A 17,179-nucleotide genomic window follows, 5' to 3' on the forward strand; every position below is an offset into this window, starting at 1 on the left:
ATAAGAAGGAAGCAGAAGCTGCTGGAAGTCGCCTGCAGCTTCTCTTCTTTCGAATGTGTGGGGAGGTGAAACGATGAGAAACAAGCCGTCTTTATTGATGAACAGTTTATTTTCAATGACGTGCAAGCGGCAATTGACGATTTTGCGGCAGTTGGAATGTTGCGGTCCTTTAAGTGGGAAACAGCTGGCACATGCTTGCGGCGCTTCTCGGCGGACGATTATTTCAGACATTGAGGAACTGCGCCAACTCTTTGGGGCTTCGACGATCCTCGCATCTGCCAGCAATGGTTATGAATTGATGATCCAAGAATTGGCAGAGTATCAGGAAAAAAAGCGAGCATTGTTGGCGGATGACCCGAATCTGTTGTTTCTGCATTTCTTGTGTCAGCAAGAAACGGCGATACCGGAAAAACTTGTTGCGATCACCGGATTAGGCAATCAAACCTTTTTGAAACAATGTCGTCAGCTTCAGACCTTGTTCGCTGCTTATGAACTGACCTTGAATAAAAAGCAGTGGTGCCTAGAAGGGGCAGAAGGAAACATACGGTATTTCTATAAAGCCTTTTATTTTGAAGAAGAGGAACAGCCCTACCAAATCTTTGAGCAGCTGGCTGAAACGTTGATACTGCGGTATCGTCCGTCCTTGCCGATCGATCCAGTGGTTTCGTTGCAGTGGACGAAGGTCTTTCTTTTACGGGCGCAACAAGGTGGACGCTTGGAAGAAAATTGGGAAATGGCTGACTTTTGTCGGTTGTTTCTAGAAAAAACGGGTTTTGTCATCGAAGGCTTGGAGGTCTGCAGGTCCTTGTCGCAGCAAGAACGGTGTGTCCTATTGTTTTTGATGATGGCAGATGAAGGGGTACTTTCGTTTTTATTGAAACATCCGTGGGTCGAAGAAACGGTGCCCTTTGATCCAATCGATAGCTTGCGAGAGACGTTTCCTAAGCAAGCAGAGACATTGAGAGAAGATCGCGTATTCGTGCAAGTGACGTTAGCAGTCATGTTACTGGATCGGCTCTTCCATGTGCCACTTCCTTTGCTGCGGGATCGTCGAAAGCCAGCAGTGTCGGAGATTGGAAAGTCTAAGGCACTTTCTAGCGCTGCTTCTCACTATTTGCGGACAATAGGCGAGTCCTATCTAAAGAAGCAGCAGTTAAAAAACAACCAGCTGATGATCACCTATCATTTGTGTGGAAATGAGAAAATCAAAGGCTGGATCAAACAACGTCTGAGTGATTGGCTGGCTGCCCAAGGAGTGGATGTCGTCGTCGAGACTACGAGTGAGCTGTCGATTTTCACCGCCCGCCAGGTGGTAGTCACTGATCAACCGCTCTTTTTGCTGGAATTGGAACAGCCCATCTATCGGTTGGAACGACCGATTGAGCCAAATTCCATTGAACGTCTCGGCAAGGCGATTTTAGCCGATTTTCTTGGTCAATGTGAAGGCTCTGTTCCTAGTGAAGAGCTTCAAGCAGCGTCTGCCTCTCGCTAAAAACGGTAGAGCCAACGGTAGAATCAGTCAAACGTTACGTACGACGTAAAATTATGGTAGAGGAGCAACAGGTATCATGGGTCGATTCCAAAAACAATTGGTACTTCGTGTGTTGGGGATAAGTTGTCTGCTACTGCTGCTGTTCTATTTCTTTTCAAACTACAAAATGGCTCGTGTCAGCGGTGATTCGATGGCCCCCATTATTCAAAACAACGAGTTAGTCGTTATTCAAAAGAATCAGTTGCCGCATCGTTATGATCTCATCGCTTTTGAGCATGAAGGGCTGCTGATCGTAAAACGAGTGATCGGGGTTCCTGGGGATTCCTATGCGCGCAGTGGCAATCGTTTGCTATTGGGTGCATCAGGGTCCTATTATGATTTTTCCTATACCTTTACACTGACGCAAGAAACGGCGAGGGAATTGCCGGTCGGAGGCATCTTGCAGCCAGGAGAGTATTTCGTCGTTGGGGATGCGATCATGCACTCGATCGATAGTCGTGAATTTGGTATGGTGACGAGCGAGGCCCTTCGTGGGGTCGTCTTGAATTTCTTTTAAGGATTCAACGAGGTCAGTCAGCGTGTCTGTTTGAAAATCGAGGCTCAATTATGGACAAAAGATGGAAAGGGGGATGTCCGTGAAGATTGTTTATGTCAGCATACTGCTGCTTTGTTTTGTGGCAATCGGGGTGCTTGCTCAACGGGGATACCTCGAAATCTTTGTTCGAAGACTTGAGCGACGAACAAAGATGACGGAGTTGGAAAAAAGAAAACTGGCTTTTTTTAAGCATAAGATTCGTAATGAACATCCGTTAGCGTTACTGATGGTGAGTGGTCTGTTTCTTATGAGTTTGCTGCTTTTGACTTTTACTCATGTTTCCATACATGCGCAAAGCCGCAGGATAGCAGAGGAAAGGGAGCAGATGAAACAGGAAATCTTACATTTACAAAAAGAACAGATGGAAGGGACGCAACGACCGTTATCGGTGTACCCGTCTGCAGGTCTCCCTTTTGAAAATCTTGCTTGGCAGACGCTGCTGATGGCGGATGATCGAGAAGCGCGTTTTCAGCTAGAAGAAGAATTTGGGACGCAAGTGACGCCTTTTTTAGGACCGACAGTCGTGCTGATCCATATTGACCAACCGCTGCAAGAAATCACCCTAACGAGTTCAAGTCATTTGAACTCTTCTGCGGACTTTCCTGCTTGGGAAGCTAATTTGCAGCGAATCATCGATGATCTATCGCAGGCGCAAGGCGTGAAACGGTGCCATTTCGTGTTGCAAGTAGCAGATACGCCCGATACGTCATTTGAACAAACGATCGTCCGCAATGCTCAGGGACAGTGGCAAGTACTCAACCGAAAAGAGCTTGTCCAAGCTTCAGACACGGGAACTTAGAATGAAACAATCAAAAGAGTTATTGACGAAAGGGAGGGATTCAAGGGATGAGTAAGAAGAAGGGACGTGGGTGGTTTTCTGCTCAGACGCTATTCGACGAAATGAACCAAGTGTCATTGAAAGAATTAAAAGGATTTGAAGAAACGTATGAGAAAGAAAACAGAACCGCTGAGACAGCTGTTGCCAATGGACCGTCGAAAGAAGCCTTCGCCGATACCGCAAAAAAGAAAGCTACTAGCAATGATCAAGAAATGACGGGTACCAGTAGTAAACCCCAAAAAGGCAAAAAACAAGGGCAACGAAGTGGACAGGCGCCGGCACCGTCTCCTTCAGTACAAGCGGAACTAGAGGAACGATTGGAGCCAGAAGGATCGCCTAAGCACTCGACGCAACTCTGGTCCTCAGAAACTGGCATGCCACATCCTGTAAGCAGTAAAGGGAAGAGAAAGCGTAAAAGCACCAAAAAGCGTAATGAAACTGTCAATGCGCCCTTGCCTAGCTATCAAGAAAAACGCTCTTTTGAAGCGTTTACCGAGGAAGCGAACGGGGAGCAGATGGAGCTGGCGCCTGTCTCACCAGCAGATATGAGCTTTGAACAAACCCATCAAGAGTTAGTGTTGGCACGAACGAGAATCACAGAACTTGAAAAGCGGCTCCATGCAGAAACCTTGCATCGCTCACAGTCGGATATCCAGCAAGTGAAAGAAAAAGCGATTTTTGAACGCTTGGATTGGGCAAGAGAAAAACAATGGTATGAAAGCAAAGCCCAAGAACAAAAACAGCTGCTGCTCCAAAAAGAAGAGGTCATCACAAATTTGGCTAACCAACTCGCTGAAAAAGAAGCACAGCTGGAGGAGCAGGCTCGAGGCCCTCAGGAAGAAGAAGCCGCTGCGCTTCGCAAAGCGGTCAATGAGCTGCAAAAAGAAAACCAAGAGTTACAAAAAGAAAATCAGCAGTTTCAAGCGGAGATGCGAGAGATCTTGCTGTTTGCTAGAAAGAAAGCAGACCGGACACTTGAAGAAGCGCAGGTTGAAGCAGAACGGATGATCTACAACGCTGAAATGCGCTTGAATATCGCCCATCGTACGGCAAAAGAGATCCTTGATGAAGTGAGCGATACGAAAGAGAACATGAATACTCTCTTTGATTATTTGTATGAACAAGTCTATTCACTAGCAGACAAGCAAGTATTTGAAAAGTACCAAGAATAGGTTTGCTTCGGATCACTAGAAGCAGGCAGATAGTCCTGTGAACGTTACATAACGTTAGCGCTCTTCGCTTTGGGCGGTGATCGCTTGAAACTTTTCTTTGTTTCTCAACGACATTTTGATTGGGAAATGGATTTGTTCTGTACCGGCTGCGATCGCTGATTCATAATACCAGCACTTATGGTCGATCAACGCCATCGATTGCTGCAAAGCGTCTATCTGCGCTTGCAGCGCTTTTTTTTGTTCAAGAAACATTTTATGGCGTTCTTGCAGCGAGTCATCACCAAGGCGTGTCAATTGTGCATAATCTTTGATCTCTTTAATGGTCATGCCTGTTTCCTTCAGACATTCGATCAATTCCAGCATCTCAATTTCGGTATCTGAAAATAAACGGTAGCCAGATTCTTTGCGCGCTAACGTCGGCAAAAGGCCTTCTTTGTCGTAATAGCGGATGGTTGACGTGGGGATATTTAAGGCTTTCGCAACTTGGGATATCGTATAGGTCATTTTTTTCACTCCTTAACGTTGACTTTAAAGTTAACTTTAATGTTAGTATGACAGTAAGCAAAGGAAAAAGCAATGAGGAGGAAACAGAGATGACAGAAAAAAACATGAAAGCTGCTGTATTAAAAGGACCAGAAACGATCGAGGTCAAACAAGTACCTGTGCCGAAAGTGGAAGAAGGACTGATCGAGATCCAAGTTTCAGCTTGCGGCGTCTGCGGCAGTGACGTGCATATGTGGCAAGCAGGGAAAGGTTGGGGCAAAACAGGGGAGTCCGATTTTATCATGGGTCACGAGTTTTGCGGTGTCGTGACGGATGCAGGCGATAGTTCCTTTAAAATCGGCGATCGCGTTGCTTTTTGGGCCAATCTTTATTGTGGGAAATGTGATATGTGCCAAAAAGGGCAAGAGCATTTGTGTCGGGAAGTAAATGGCACCAATTATATCGGCTTTGTCTGCAATGGCGCCTATGCCGAACGGTTTGTCGGAAAAGCGTCCAATGCTTATAAATTGCCAGATACAGTTTCAGATACAGCAGCTAGCTTGATTGATCCCTTGATGGTTGCCTATCATGCCGTCCGTAAATCCAATATTAAGTTAAATGACAAAGTCTTGGTTTCTGGAAGTGGGATCATTGGGCAATTGATTGGCGAATTGGCCAAAAAAGCTGGGGCTTCTTATGTGGCCATGTCCAAAATCAACGATACAAAAATTGAGAAAGCCAAGGAATTGGGAATCTTTGATGACTACTTTGATGCCAAGGATCCAAAACGTGGGGAAGTATTGAAAGACGCCTCTGCTGGTGGATTCGATTTGATTTTTGAAGCAGTCGGTTCCAGCAGTTCCTTAGCGACGTGCATTGAGGCTGCTCGTCCTGGTGCAACGATCGTGGCGATCGGAAATTCCGTTGCTCCCGAAATTCCTTTTTCATTAAATCGGTTGGTCTTGCAGGAAATCAAGCTCATCGGCAGCGTTTCATGCACCCGCCAAGAGTTTGAACAAACGATCGACTTGATTGCTAGTGGCATGATCGATCCCACAAAATATATCACGGATGAATACCCATTGGAAAAACTGCAAGAGGTGCTAGAACGCCAAACGTTAGAAGATGATCCATTGGTCAAAGCGGTTGTGAGGTTTTAAATCCGATCCAGAGAAGAATACCAAATGAAAATCGGGCACCGAGTATTGAACAAACATAGAATGATAGCTGATTCTGCTTAACATCTACGAGGTGTTAAGCTTTTTTATTTGAATCTGCAATAGAAAATCTGTTGCGCACAGGCAAAAGGTTGTGTGTATACATGGGTGTCAGCACTTTTCTTATTTGTCGCGTGTCGCAGTGCTATCATTTGATCCAGGAAAAGAATGGTGCTTGCCTTGCTATGGATTGAAAGAAAGCCCGCAGCAAGTTCAAAAAAGCAAAAGCGAACTTTTCTGACAATGGATGTTTCGTGCCACATCTTATGTTTTTAGAAAGAAGTTCATTTGACGTAGCGAAGAAAGGGGTTTCTGTTGTATGGTAGAATGAATAGAGCCAAGTCAGAAAAGGAAATGAGTGAAGAGATGGCATGAGGGAACTTCAGATGTCTTTTATTACAAGTCCGAGTACAAAGCGTTGGATGCAGATATTAACGATTATTGAACGAGAACAAGTTTTTAAAGTTGGGATTCTTTCTGAGCGATTGGCTATTTCTCAGCGGACATTGGTGAAAGACCTACGCTTGATCAAAGAGCATTTTGGCGAATGTATTGAATTGGTATCAGGTAATAGCGGATTTCATTTCGAAGAACGAAATCGTGTTCTCTTTAAAGAAAAAAAAGAGCAGCTATTAAATCAGGAAGTTTTATTTGAAATCATTGGGAACATTTTTTATGGAGAAGTAGTTGATCTGAATGAATTGGCTTATCGATACAATTATGCGGAAACAACATTACGAAGGTTTATTGCACGTGTGCAACCAGCCTTAAAAGAGTATGGACTTTCTCTAAGTTTCACACCGGTTACTTTGGTAGGCGATGAAGCAAATATTCGTAAATTCTTTTTTGATTTTTACTATGTAGGGGAGCCCACCCCCTATACGATCAGACCACCAGAAGGCCTGCATCATGTAATTCTAAAGGGACTTTCTGATAAATTGGGAAAATATGAAGTAGGGACTGGCTTGACGATCTCGGCTTTTTATTCACTGCTGTATATAACGATTGTACGGGCGCAAAAGGAGCACTATGTTTCGATTCCTGACTGGGCAAAAGAGCTTGTCTATCAAGAAAATGATTTTAAATTGCTAGAGATTCTGAAAGAAGTCATTTTCAAAGAGTATGGGGTATCTTTACCCAAAGAAGAACTTGCTTGGCTTCACTACATGATTATATGTACGCGGACTATCAATCAATACGATCGAGAAAAAACTTTTCTAGCTCGATTTAATTTCTGGCCAGAAGTGAAGCCGATCGTAAAAGCGTATTTTGCTGGTGCCGAATTTAAGGGCTGGGATCAGTCACTGCTAGAAGATTATCTAATCTCCTTTCTGGTGTCTAGAAAACTTAATGAAGTGATTTGTCCATCTTTGAACAAGCGACAAGCTGAAGAAGTCGCCTCAATAAAAACATACCATCGAGAGTCTTACTACAAAAATAAAGCATTTTTGGAAAAGTACAAAGAAGAGTTAGCTTTTGCGACAGAATTTATGGAAGATATTGCTATCAGTTTTACAACGGTAAGTGATTTACTACGCGACTATTATCAACCGAAAAAAAATATTTTGTTTCTTATAGAAGGGGACTCAATGGTCGTTCAAATGATTCGACTACAAGCAATTCGGCTCTTTGCAAACAAGTATCAAGTCATTTTTCTTTCATTGCACGAATTAACAGAAGAACGATTAAAAGCGGACCAGAAGGTTTTGATCGTCACAAATTATCGTCCCTATATCCTGGATTATGGTTTGACGGATGATTATATCTTGTTAAGTAGCATACCAACGAAGAAAGATTGGGAGCGTGTGATTTGTCGATTGTATCCTCAAACTAAAGAGTGCCCTCTGTGAAGTGAACCAAGTGAAGCAATAGTGAATGGGAAGTTAGGGAGTATTTTTTCGGACTGTCTTCTGGGAGGAAACTTTCGATTATCTGTAAAATCCGACACAAAAATGTACCGACTAGTTTTCTTAGTCGGTACATTTTTGTAGCTATTTTTCATTTTATTGGTATCAAACAACTAGCGCTGCAGTCACTAATGATACCAATCTATTTAATCTTTTTTCCCCGCATTCTTCACGCTTTCTGCCACGACTTTAGCGACATCAGGCTGAAACGCATCTGGAATGATAGTGGTTGGAGTCAATGCTGATTCGGGGATCAAACTAGCGATCCCTTGTGCTGCTGCGATCTGCATCTCGATCGTGATGTCTCTTGCTCGAGCGTCTAATGCGCCTCGGAAGATTCCCGGAAAGGCCAAGACATTATTGATCTGGTTAGGGAAATCACTGCGACCAGTACCGACGATAAAGGCGCCAGCTGCTAGTGCCTCATCAGGGAAAATCTCTGGCGTTGGATTCGCCATAGCAAAAATCACTGGTTTTTCTGCCATCGTTTTGATCCACTCAGGGTGCAGCACACCGGGAGCTGAAACGCCTACGAAGACATCTGCTCCTTTGAGGGCATCTTCTAGTGTTCCTGTTAGATGTTGACGATTGGTGGCTTTGGCAATTTCTGCGTGATGGGGCGCAAGTTCATGGTTCGTTTCTGAAATGATCCCTGCTTTGTCGACAACAGTGATGTGTCTGATGCCAGCAGCCAAAAATTTTCGGGTAATGGCAAGGCCAGCAGAACCACCGCCGTTGATCACGATTTTGACCTCTTCAAAGGATTTGTCGATCAGCTTCAGGCTATTGATCAAAGCGGCTAATACCACGATGGCAGTTCCGTGCTGGTCATCGTGGAACACGGGGATCGGTAATTCTTCAATCAAGCGTCGTTCGATCTCAAAGCAGCGAGGGGCGCTGATATCTTCTAGGTTGATCCCACCAAAGGTTGGTGCGATCGCTTTGATCGTTTGAATGATTTCTTCGGTGTCTTGCGTATCTAGGACGATCGGAATCGAATCGATTCCGGCAAAGCGCTGGAACAAGGCCGCTTTGCCTTCCATGACCGGCATAGCTGCTTTGGCACCGATATTGCCCAAACCTAACACCGCTGAGCCATCGCTGATCACGGCGACAGTATTTTTCTTAGTGGTCAAGGTGTAGGCGAGTTCTTCGTTTTCAGCAATTGCTGATGAAACAGCTGCGACTCCTGGGGTGTAGGCGATACTTAAATCTTCTTTTGAATCAATAGTGACTTTAGAAACGACGGCTAATTTGCCCCCATTTTCCTTGGCTTGTTTCATAGCTGCTTCTTTGACATTCATCGTTGACATTCTTGATTTCTCCCTTCCGATTTCAAACAATTAAAATAATAGTCGTAAAAGTGCGGTCATTGAGATAACCGTGATCGCGCCACCCAAACGTGTAGCTACTTGGGCAAATGGCATCAAATTCATGCGGTCGGCGGTACTTAAGATCGCGACATCGCCGGTTCCACCCATTCCGCTTTGACAAGCAGAAACGATGGCTGCTTCGATGGGGTACATGTTCATAAAGCGAGAAACGATAAATCCCGTGGCAATCACAGTGAAAACAACGCTAATAACGACTAAAAAGTATTGCCAGGTCAGCATACCGACGACATCTTTCAAAGGAATATAAAGCAGTCCTAATCCTGCCATGAGTGGAAATGTAAAGTTACCAGAGATGAATTTGTAAAGCTGTTTTGATCCTTTTTGTGTTTCTTTTGGTACGACATTCAAGTATTTCAAGAAAGCGGCTGCTACGATCATGAGAACAGGTCCAGGAAACCCAGTGACGTGTTCCAGCAAACCGCCGAGAATAAAGAGCGTACAAGCGGTCAGCACACCGGCACCCATCAATTTGACGTCGATCGGTGATTGATCTTCAACCAACGCATCTTTCAAATCATCCCCATCACTCATTTTGACGAGTTGGCCTTTTCCTGAAAGCTTCGGTTTTTGTTCCCCTAAGCGAGTCAACAAGCCAGTACAAACGATCGCGAAAAAGTTGCCGATGATAGTGGCTGGAATCAACTGACCGACCAATTGCTCGCTACCTAAACCAGTGATGGCACTATAGCCTAAGGAAAGTGGTAAGATTCCTTCCCCAATACCGCCGGCTAAAACAGGAGTCACAATAAAGAACAAAGTGTGTTTCCAATCTAGCCCTAACAGGACACCGACAAGGGTACCTACGCCCATCGCTAAGACCATGCCTAACATCATAGGAATGATCATTCGCATCAACCCTTGGACTAAGATTTTGCGATTCATACCTAAAATGCTGCCGCAAACCAGGCAGGCGATATAGAAATAAAGGAAGTTTGCTTGCTTCATTAAGATATTAGTTGATTCCAATACGTTTTGATTGATGAGATTAAAAAAGACCAGGATTGACGGAATCAACAAAGAAAAAATAGCGGGACCACCAAAATTCTTGATGATGGGGATGTTGGCACCAATCGTTCCTAATAACCAGCCTAAACTTAGGATAACGGCGAACCCCCCCAACATATTGACAGGCAGTTGCTGTAGAAAAGCAGTAATCAAGATAATGGCAGACATTACCAGATAGACGGGCAAAGGAACGGAACCAACATAGAAAGACCACCACTTTGCTTTGGTTTGCTTTTTTTCAACAACGGGTTGTTTTGCGACGACTTGTTTCATTCAAATACCTCCTTTGGATGTTTCCAGTATAAGGAAGCGCTCACAAACAAAGAAGATTATTTAACTAATTTAATTAAATACAACTTAAAAAAAGACCTTCGGAAAAAGATTCCTATGTTAAAATGAGCGTGTAATGAACGCTTATTAGCAATTGAGGAGGAACGACTATGCGAGAGCGGCCAGTTCGGCTGTGGGTGCTGTTAGTAGGAATTTTTACCAGTACCTTATGTATCGTTCTAACATTATTTTATGTACTGATGATGATGGAACAAAAAGAGCAAATGCACCGGGATGAAGAAACGCTGCTGCTATCGATCGGTCGTCAGTTAGCATCAGAAGCGGAGGTCAAGCAAGCACTGCGGGAAAAGAAAGCCAGTCCCCAGTTGCAATCATATACCAATGAATTAGCAAAAAATTATGGGTTGGATTTTATTGTTTTGATGGATCAAGACGCTATTCGGATCACGCACCCAGACCCTGAAAAGATTGGTCAACCTTTTACTGGTGGCGATGAAACACCGGCAATTGAAGGCAAGGAGTCTCTCTCCATTGGCAACGGCACCTTAGGACAGTCCTTACGTGGGTTCGTTCCAGTGAAAGAAGATGGAGAACAACTTGGCGTCGTGGCATTAGGGATTAAAATGACTTCACTGCAATCGCTAATCTTACTATCGCAAAAAGGCTATCGGAAAGCATTGTTCATCAGTTTGCTATTAGGCGGGGGGATTGCATTATTCGTGGCATTTTATTTGAAACGACAACTGCATAATCTGGAACCGCAAGAAATCTCACGTTTGTTAGAAGAACGCAATAGTATGCTGGAAGAAACCAAGGATGTTGTTTTTGTCTTAGACTTAGCGAAGAACATCTTGCTGGCAAATCGAGCTGCCACGGCATTGCCGCTTGCTACTGCATCAGAAGATGGCTTGGTTGGCCAATCCCTGCTAACGATCTTGCCTGCTTTGCAGCACGTCGATTTTGACAAGAAGCAAGAGCGGTTAGTACAGCAAGAAGGGCAGGACTATGTCTTTTCATCGGCGCCGATCATCGTGAGAAATCAGCAGATAGGGCATATTATTTTTCTAAGAAATGCGACAGAGTCTTTATTTATTGCGGATCAGTTGGCAAATACGACAGCCTATGCGACGGCACTGCAAAGTCAAGCCCACGAATTTATGAACAAGCTGCATGTCATCTATGGTTTGGTGGACTTAGAAGCCTATGAAGAGTTGACGATCTATTTGGATGATATTTTGAAACCAGAGAAAGAATTTGCTCATCGGTTAGCGATTCTTATTAAAAACCCTTTGTTGGCAGGGTTTTTGATTGGCGAGCGGCAAAAATTTTTAGAAAAGAAATGCCAGCTGTTGTTAGAAATTTTTCCAGAGATTCCCCAAGGGGCCGTTGCACATGAAACCAAAGTCTTATTAAACCTTTATCAATATATACATCATCTTTTGCTGCAAAAGCATTTGACTCAAGAGGTATTTATGAAAATCGAGTACCAAGAAAATCAGTTGCAAACGAGTTGGCAGCTAGCGGAAGAAATGTTGACACCAGCGGAACAAGTGACTTTACAGCAAGTAGGCTATTTTCAGCAATTACTGCATGAAGTCAATGGGACGATCACTTTTCAGGAAGCGCAAGGCGTCCTAGAAGTGACGATCACGAATGATTATCGGAAGGAGCAGCTATGAAAGCCAATATTTTGATTGTTGAAGACGATCCGATGGTTCAATTTATTCATCGCAGCTATTTAGAACGTTTAGCGGTTTTTGAGCGAATTTTTTCGGTGGAAACAGTGGAAGAAGCACAAGAAATGCTGCAAAAAGAAACCATTGAGCTGCTCTTGCTGGATATCCATTTGAAAGATGGCAATGGCTTGGAGCTGTTGCAAACATTACGGGAACAACAACAGGCTGTGGATGTGATCATGATCACGGCTGCCGATGAAACACGATTGATCAGCCAAAGCCTACATTTGGGGATGTTGGATTATTTGATCAAGCCGTTTTCCTTCGAACGATTTGCCCAAAGTATCCAAGTATTTCAGCAACGACGGGAAAGCCTCAAACATCCACGGATCGCTCAGCAACAAATCGATCTGCTGCTGCAGGGAAACCAAAAAAGTCCGTGGATCGAACTAGAAAAAGGGTTGACAGAAGACACGCTTCAGCTGATCCAAGAAACGATTCGTACCATCAAACAGCCATTTACAGTCCAAGAATTGGCGCAAGCTTGCGCATTGTCCCATGTATCGGTAAGAAAGTATGTCGCCCACTTAGAAAAGACCAAAGCCATTCGCAGTGAAAATGTATATACAAAAATTGGGCGTCCGTATAAACAGTATTTTTTGACATATGCAGAAAAGCAGACAACGGATTGAAAAATGAGCTCTCATTATCAGCTGCGATAAATGCATTTAATAATCAAAATACGAGTATTTTTCTATTTTTGTTAAGATTTTATGATTATTATTTCAATTAAACCTATTCTTTATTAGACTGATTGATAAAGAAGGAGGAATAAAATGAATAAAAAAACACTGATTTTACCAATAATCTTAGTTACTTTAACAGGGTGTGGGGCTCAAAATGAAGACGACATAGCACAAGCAGATACGGTTGAAGTGCCAACGATCACTCTCGCTGCAATCGAAGAAGCACAAGAAGCTTGGGCTGAGAGCATCGTAGCTATTGGGGAAGCAAGTACGCAGAGTGAGGAAGCTGCAGAAGAACAAGCTAAAGAAACCCTTGATACGTTGTATGCATTTGATGAAGGAACAGTCCTTTTTAAACCGACGAAAGCTGCTGAAATTCCTTTCCGCTCAACAAAGGAAGAAGCCTTGTCTTATTTCGTTGGTGGTGATATTGAAGAAGACAGCGGGTTTGCTTTAGAGCCGTGGACAAATGTACGCTTTGTCAATCACGATACGATTCTAAATGGTGATACAGCACTTTCTTCAGGAAATTATTATTTTACATCCGGTGAGACCGGAGAAGAGGTAAAGGTCGAATATACATTTGGGTATATGTTGGATGAAGACGGCAACGTTCGAATCCAGTTGCAACACTCGAGTGTTCCTTTTCGTTAAAGGAACTAGCAACAGATTTAACTATTGGTTGTATAAAAGTAATACTGTATTGAATGAATGAAACAAAACGAGACGACGAAGTACCTGCTTTCATTACTTCGTCGTCTCGTTTTGTTGGAGTGATTTGAGCAGAGCAATCATTATTTTTGCGATTGGAATACTTCAATCGCCTGATGAATTGCTAGTAAATCAGGAAGGGTGACTTGTGCATTGATCAATAGGACCGGTGCTTTTTCATAGGTTTCAGACAATGGAGTAGTGCTTAGACAGAGATCGTAGTCGTCGTCGACAAACTGATCACGAATATCAAGGTTGTAGAACCCTTGAAAGGGCGCTTTGATCAGTTCTCTGATGGTCAGCGAAATCGCCAGCGGCAAGTCTGTTTCCAGTTTGATCTTGATTTTCTGCTGAAAAGTAGCTGGCGGTAAAATCAGCGTCCACGCCATAGCGACATGAAGAGAAAATCCGCTTTGTTTCAGCGGCTCTTTTTGGTATAACGAAGTTTTTATCACTAGCTTTTCGGCTTGCTTTTGCAAATCAGGAAAATGTTCTGTTAAAAACTGTGCAGTATTATAGCCGGCTAATGTATGGTCGACCGGTCCAAACAATTCGACAGTCAAAAGCCCATTCAAGAGGGTATTCACGATCCTACTTTTGCAAGGGCGGGTCAACTCGGATTTTGGTGCGAACGCGGTCATCGACCAGAGAAGTTTTTGGATGCTCGTCGTTGGTTTTTTTGGGGAAAACGCAGCGTCCAGTTGCGCATCGGCAAACGTTCGATCGAGATTCGATGCTAGCCATAGAAAACAAAAGCGGCGTTCATTCTCATCAAGAAAGAAGTGTTCCGCTAGTTCTGACGATAAATGATTGTAGATGGCGGTCTCTTCATCAATCAGGGATTGAAACAGGGAAAGATCTTCCCCAATCAAAGGGGCTTCGATCGCTACTGCTTCTGCTGAAATCCGTTGTCCTTTGCGAAACCGCAAAATAGTGACAGCCAAAATGTATGTGGTCATTTTCAATTCGATCGGGTTAAAGGGAATCTGATTGTTTTGGTAGAAGTCTTGTGCGATGGTTTCACATTTTTTCTGAGAAAGACCAGTAAAGGGCCAATGCAGACCGGCAAATGTTCGCCAAAAGAAGACCATCATAAAGTAGCGGATACGGGCTTCGCTGCCTACGAGTCGAACCGTCCCTTTTTGCTTTTGCAGCTGAAATCCCAATGGAGCAAGCAGTTTTTGCAACGCATAGATTCGTTTACGAACGGTTGATTCGGAGAAGTAATGGTCAGCGGCGAATTGGATCAAATTGATCTCATTTTGCAGCAAAAGGGTTTCCAGTAAATAAAAAAAGGGATTCGCTTCCAGCAACTGCCGACTCAATCGCTTGTAGTCTCGCTTAGTCCCAATGAAGGATAACCCAAAGCCGTGTTTGGCAACCAAAAGCGGTGAGGGATCGTCTTGTAAGGAAAGCGAGCGTTTGCTTAAAGTGTCGAAGCTTTTTTGGATGGAGCGGCGATCCAAAGCCAACGCTTGACTGATCTCTTCAATGGGAACAAAACGTTTTTGAAGATACAAAAACCGCAACAAGTCGATATCTCTCTTGAGAGTGTGTCCAAAAAATGGATAAAACCGTTCCATAATTCAAGCTCCGTTCTAAAGGTTTCTCTATGTACTCGATTCTCTTATGATAGCACAAAAAACGTGATTTTTTTGTAAATGAAATCAGCAATTTTTTGTCTCCTTTTCGCAGCAAAACCTTCTATACTGTTTTCTGACAAAGACTCGCTTTTCTCAGCATTCATGGTCTGCTGAGGAAAGCAGTGCGGAAATAAAGGAGCGAAAGTGATGAAACACAAAAGAGGTTGGCAAAAGTATACAGGGATTTTTTTCCTGTTGTTGATGGGGGTTCTCATGGGCAGTCTGACTGTAAACAGTGAAACCACCACGTATGATTTTGACTATCAAACTGATGCGACCGGACAGTATTTGACAAATGGAACGGGGCAAGGAGATACGTACAACTACAAGTATGGACAGGCGCCGGGGGTTGCTTTTGATGAAGAGAACTATGTCAATTATGCAGATGAAGCTTATCTGAAAAAGAGTGTCAAAGAAGCTGCGGGCCAAGGACTATTTGATGTAACGTTAGCTATCAAAGGCAATCAGACCAGTACCCCTGTTGATCTGGTCATGGTGATCGATTATTCTTCCTCCATGACTGGAGAAAAATTAACCAACGCCTTGTTGGGGCTGCAACAGTTTGGAAATGAATTAGCTGATTCGCTAGCGAACGACTCCATTCGGATCGGGATCGTTGCCTACAATCGAGAAGTTTACACTACCAACGGTTTTTCTACCGATATCGCGTACTTGGAACAATTTCTGCGTGAGACGGCCGAATCCCATTCTGGAACTTTTATGCAAAAAGGCTTATTGGCTGGACAACAACTGTTACTGGAAGAAAGTCGTCCAGAAGCGGAAAAGCTGTTTATTCATATCGGTGACGACAGTGCCAATCGTAGTTATTTGCCAGTAGATGAGGCAGCGGTTTATCAAAATACCGGCGCAATCAGTGACTATAACGGTTATCACACGGAAAGCTATATTGAAGAATTTCAAACGTCAGCCACTGCTTACCATACGACAAGTAAAAATCCATCAGATTCGCAAGCCATTCCTGTTAGCAACACTGTGGTGACAGACGAGACCCTTGGCACGATCGTCGCGCTTAAAAAATCTGGTTTTACCTATTATTCGGTAGCAACGGCGCCTTCCGCACGAGGGGAATACATTGGGCGCAATCTGGCGTCTGCACCGAGCAATTACTTAACAACGGATGAAAACCTGAGCGGATTGGGTTCAGCATTGACAGAAATCGCCAATCATATCGATAAAACCATCCCTGACGGGACGATTACAGATCCGATGGGAGAGGGCATTCTTTTGCAAGGGGCAGGTAATTTTGATGCTGATCAGTATCAGTTAGTCGGATGGCGCAAAAATGCGCAAGGAGAGTGGGTCGAGGCGCCGGAAGTTGCAACTGGAGTAACCGTTTCTGAAAAGGATCAGACTATTACCGTCAGTGGGATAGCCTTAGGTGAAAATGAAAAATTGACCTTGACCTACCAAGTTCGCTTGAATACGGAAGCCCCAGATTTTAAAGGAGAGGCGTGGGTGTTGTGCAATGGCCGTACGACCTTAACACCAGCAAGCGATGATGAAGCGTTGGATTTTCCGATACCTTCCATCAAGGCACCCAATGTTTCCCTTGCTGTTCTCAAAAAGTGGGTCAATGTCTCAGCAGCTGAGATTCCAGACCAAATCGATTATCAAGTCAAAAGAACCACCACTACGGCAGCAGACAGTTGGCAGCAGTCAGACCGTTTGACCCTTGAAAAAGCCAATGATTTTCAAGCATCATTAACAAAGATACCCGTTGCTGGTCAAATGGCAGACTTACCAAAATACAACAATCAAGGGGAAGACTTTGTGTATCAGGTTGAAGAAGTCAATATCCCCGACGGCTTCGAAAGCAGTGTGACGACTGAGGGAGATACCCTTGTAATCACCAATACAAAAAAAGAAACCGAACCAAGTACGACGGAACCAAGTACGACGGAGCCAAGCATTACCGAACCAAGTACAACGGAACCAAGCACAACGGAGCCAAGTACCACAGAACCAAGCACAACCGAACCAAGCACAAC

General features: G+C 43.9%; 14 protein-coding genes. 10 read left to right on the forward strand and 4 right to left on the reverse strand.

Annotation, left to right across the window (positions count from 1 at the left end; all coding sequences use genetic code 11):
* Nucleotides 1–73 precede the first annotated feature (73 nt).
* From A5877_RS11940 to A5877_RS11955, 4 genes are all read left to right on the forward strand, one after another.
* Nucleotides 74–1,492 carry an HTH domain-containing protein gene (locus A5877_RS11940; protein ID WP_086316904.1) on the forward strand — a complete coding sequence of 473 codons (1,419 nt, stop codon included), beginning with the start codon at nucleotides 74–76 and terminating at the stop codon, nucleotides 1,490–1,492.
* Between the two features lie 76 nt (nucleotides 1,493–1,568).
* On the forward strand, nucleotides 1,569–2,048 hold the full coding sequence (gene lepB / locus A5877_RS11945; RefSeq protein WP_086316905.1) for a signal peptidase I: 480 nt from the start codon (nucleotides 1,569–1,571) through the stop codon (nucleotides 2,046–2,048).
* 73 nt (nucleotides 2,049–2,121) lie between these two features.
* A complete protein-coding gene (locus tag A5877_RS17470; protein WP_086316906.1) occupies nucleotides 2,122–2,886 on the forward strand; it encodes a hypothetical protein in 765 nt (254 codons plus the stop codon).
* 47 nt (nucleotides 2,887–2,933) lie between these two features.
* Nucleotides 2,934–4,097 (forward strand): hypothetical protein, encoded by a 1,164-nt coding sequence (locus A5877_RS11955; protein ID WP_086316907.1) that lies wholly within the window; start codon nucleotides 2,934–2,936, stop codon nucleotides 4,095–4,097.
* A 54-nt stretch (nucleotides 4,098–4,151) separates the two neighbouring features.
* On the opposite strand, the gene A5877_RS11960 is transcribed toward A5877_RS11955, so the two are convergent.
* Nucleotides 4,152–4,601, reverse strand: a complete 450-nt coding sequence (locus A5877_RS11960) for a MerR family transcriptional regulator (RefSeq protein ID WP_086316908.1) — start codon at nucleotides 4,599–4,601, stop codon at nucleotides 4,152–4,154.
* 89 nt (nucleotides 4,602–4,690) lie between these two features.
* On the opposite strand from A5877_RS11960, the gene A5877_RS11965 reads away from it, so the two are divergent.
* Together A5877_RS11965 and A5877_RS11975 are read left to right on the forward strand one after the other, a co-directional pair.
* Nucleotides 4,691–5,740 carry a zinc-binding dehydrogenase gene (locus tag A5877_RS11965; protein ID WP_254907482.1) on the forward strand — a complete coding sequence of 350 codons (1,050 nt, stop codon included), beginning with the start codon at nucleotides 4,691–4,693 and terminating at the stop codon, nucleotides 5,738–5,740.
* 428 nt (nucleotides 5,741–6,168) lie between these two features.
* On the forward strand, nucleotides 6,169–7,647 hold the full coding sequence (locus A5877_RS11975) for a helix-turn-helix domain-containing protein (RefSeq protein ID WP_086316911.1): 1,479 nt from the start codon (nucleotides 6,169–6,171) through the stop codon (nucleotides 7,645–7,647).
* A 203-nt stretch (nucleotides 7,648–7,850) separates the two neighbouring features.
* Here A5877_RS11975 and A5877_RS11980 read toward each other — a convergent pair whose 3' ends face one another.
* Complete coding sequence (locus A5877_RS11980; protein WP_086316912.1) at nucleotides 7,851–9,017, reverse strand: NADP-dependent malic enzyme; 1,167 nt, start codon at nucleotides 9,015–9,017, stop codon at nucleotides 7,851–7,853.
* A 30-nt stretch (nucleotides 9,018–9,047) separates the two neighbouring features.
* A complete protein-coding gene (locus tag A5877_RS11985) occupies nucleotides 9,048–10,376 on the reverse strand; it encodes a 2-hydroxycarboxylate transporter family protein (protein ID WP_086316913.1) in 1,329 nt (442 codons plus the stop codon).
* Nucleotides 10,377–10,543: 167 nt separating this feature from the next.
* Between A5877_RS11985 and A5877_RS11990 the strand changes: the two genes are divergently transcribed.
* From A5877_RS11990 to A5877_RS12000, 3 genes are all read left to right on the forward strand, one after another.
* Nucleotides 10,544–12,073, forward strand: coding sequence for a sensor histidine kinase (locus A5877_RS11990; RefSeq protein WP_008378028.1), 1,530 nt, complete (start codon nucleotides 10,544–10,546; stop codon nucleotides 12,071–12,073).
* Complete coding sequence (locus A5877_RS11995) at nucleotides 12,070–12,762, forward strand: response regulator (RefSeq protein ID WP_008378031.1); 693 nt, start codon at nucleotides 12,070–12,072, stop codon at nucleotides 12,760–12,762. The genes A5877_RS11990 and A5877_RS11995 overlap by 4 nt, the downstream gene beginning before the upstream one ends.
* 144 nt (nucleotides 12,763–12,906) lie before the next feature.
* Nucleotides 12,907–13,470, forward strand: a complete 564-nt coding sequence (locus A5877_RS12000) for a hypothetical protein (RefSeq protein ID WP_086316914.1) — start codon at nucleotides 12,907–12,909, stop codon at nucleotides 13,468–13,470.
* 140 nt (nucleotides 13,471–13,610) lie between these two features.
* Here A5877_RS12000 and A5877_RS12005 read toward each other — a convergent pair whose 3' ends face one another.
* Nucleotides 13,611–15,110 (reverse strand): helix-turn-helix domain-containing protein, encoded by a 1,500-nt coding sequence (locus A5877_RS12005; RefSeq protein ID WP_086316915.1) that lies wholly within the window; start codon nucleotides 15,108–15,110, stop codon nucleotides 13,611–13,613.
* Nucleotides 15,111–15,317: 207 nt separating this feature from the next.
* On the opposite strand from A5877_RS12005, the gene A5877_RS12010 reads away from it, so the two are divergent.
* Nucleotides 15,318–17,179, forward strand: a 1,862-nt coding sequence (locus A5877_RS12010; protein ID WP_254907483.1) for a VWA domain-containing protein, incomplete at its 3' end; no start/stop codon positions are given.

It is taken from the genome of Enterococcus sp. 3C7_DIV0644 (genome assembly GCF_002141235.1).
In the GTDB taxonomy this organism is placed as follows: domain Bacteria; phylum Bacillota; class Bacilli; order Lactobacillales; family Enterococcaceae; genus Enterococcus_D; species Enterococcus_D entomosocium.

Excerpts from the sequence above, each read along its gene's own strand:
- A5877_RS11940 (WP_086316904.1), top strand. The coding sequence starts at position 74 with ATGAGAAACAAGCCGTCTTTATTGATGAACAGTTTATTTTCAATGACG.
- lepB (WP_086316905.1), top strand. The coding sequence starts at position 1,569 with ATGGGTCGATTCCAAAAACAATTGGTACTTCGTGTGTTGGGGATAAGT.
- A5877_RS17470 (WP_086316906.1), top strand. The coding sequence starts at position 2,122 with ATGTCCGTGAAGATTGTTTATGTCAGCATACTGCTGCTTTGTTTTGTG.
- A5877_RS11955 (WP_086316907.1), top strand. The coding sequence starts at position 2,934 with ATGAGTAAGAAGAAGGGACGTGGGTGGTTTTCTGCTCAGACGCTATTC.
- A5877_RS11960 (WP_086316908.1), bottom strand. The coding sequence starts at position 4,601 with ATGACCTATACGATATCCCAAGTTGCGAAAGCCTTAAATATCCCCACG.
- A5877_RS11965 (WP_254907482.1), top strand. The coding sequence starts at position 4,691 with ATGACAGAAAAAAACATGAAAGCTGCTGTATTAAAAGGACCAGAAACG.
- A5877_RS11975 (WP_086316911.1), top strand. The coding sequence starts at position 6,169 with ATGAGGGAACTTCAGATGTCTTTTATTACAAGTCCGAGTACAAAGCGT.
- A5877_RS11980 (WP_086316912.1), bottom strand. The coding sequence starts at position 9,017 with ATGTCAACGATGAATGTCAAAGAAGCAGCTATGAAACAAGCCAAGGAA.
- A5877_RS11985 (WP_086316913.1), bottom strand. The coding sequence starts at position 10,376 with ATGAAACAAGTCGTCGCAAAACAACCCGTTGTTGAAAAAAAGCAAACC.
- A5877_RS11990 (WP_008378028.1), top strand. The coding sequence starts at position 10,544 with ATGCGAGAGCGGCCAGTTCGGCTGTGGGTGCTGTTAGTAGGAATTTTT.
- A5877_RS11995 (WP_008378031.1), top strand. The coding sequence starts at position 12,070 with ATGAAAGCCAATATTTTGATTGTTGAAGACGATCCGATGGTTCAATTT.
- A5877_RS12000 (WP_086316914.1), top strand. The coding sequence starts at position 12,907 with ATGAATAAAAAAACACTGATTTTACCAATAATCTTAGTTACTTTAACA.
- A5877_RS12005 (WP_086316915.1), bottom strand. The coding sequence starts at position 15,110 with ATGGAACGGTTTTATCCATTTTTTGGACACACTCTCAAGAGAGATATC.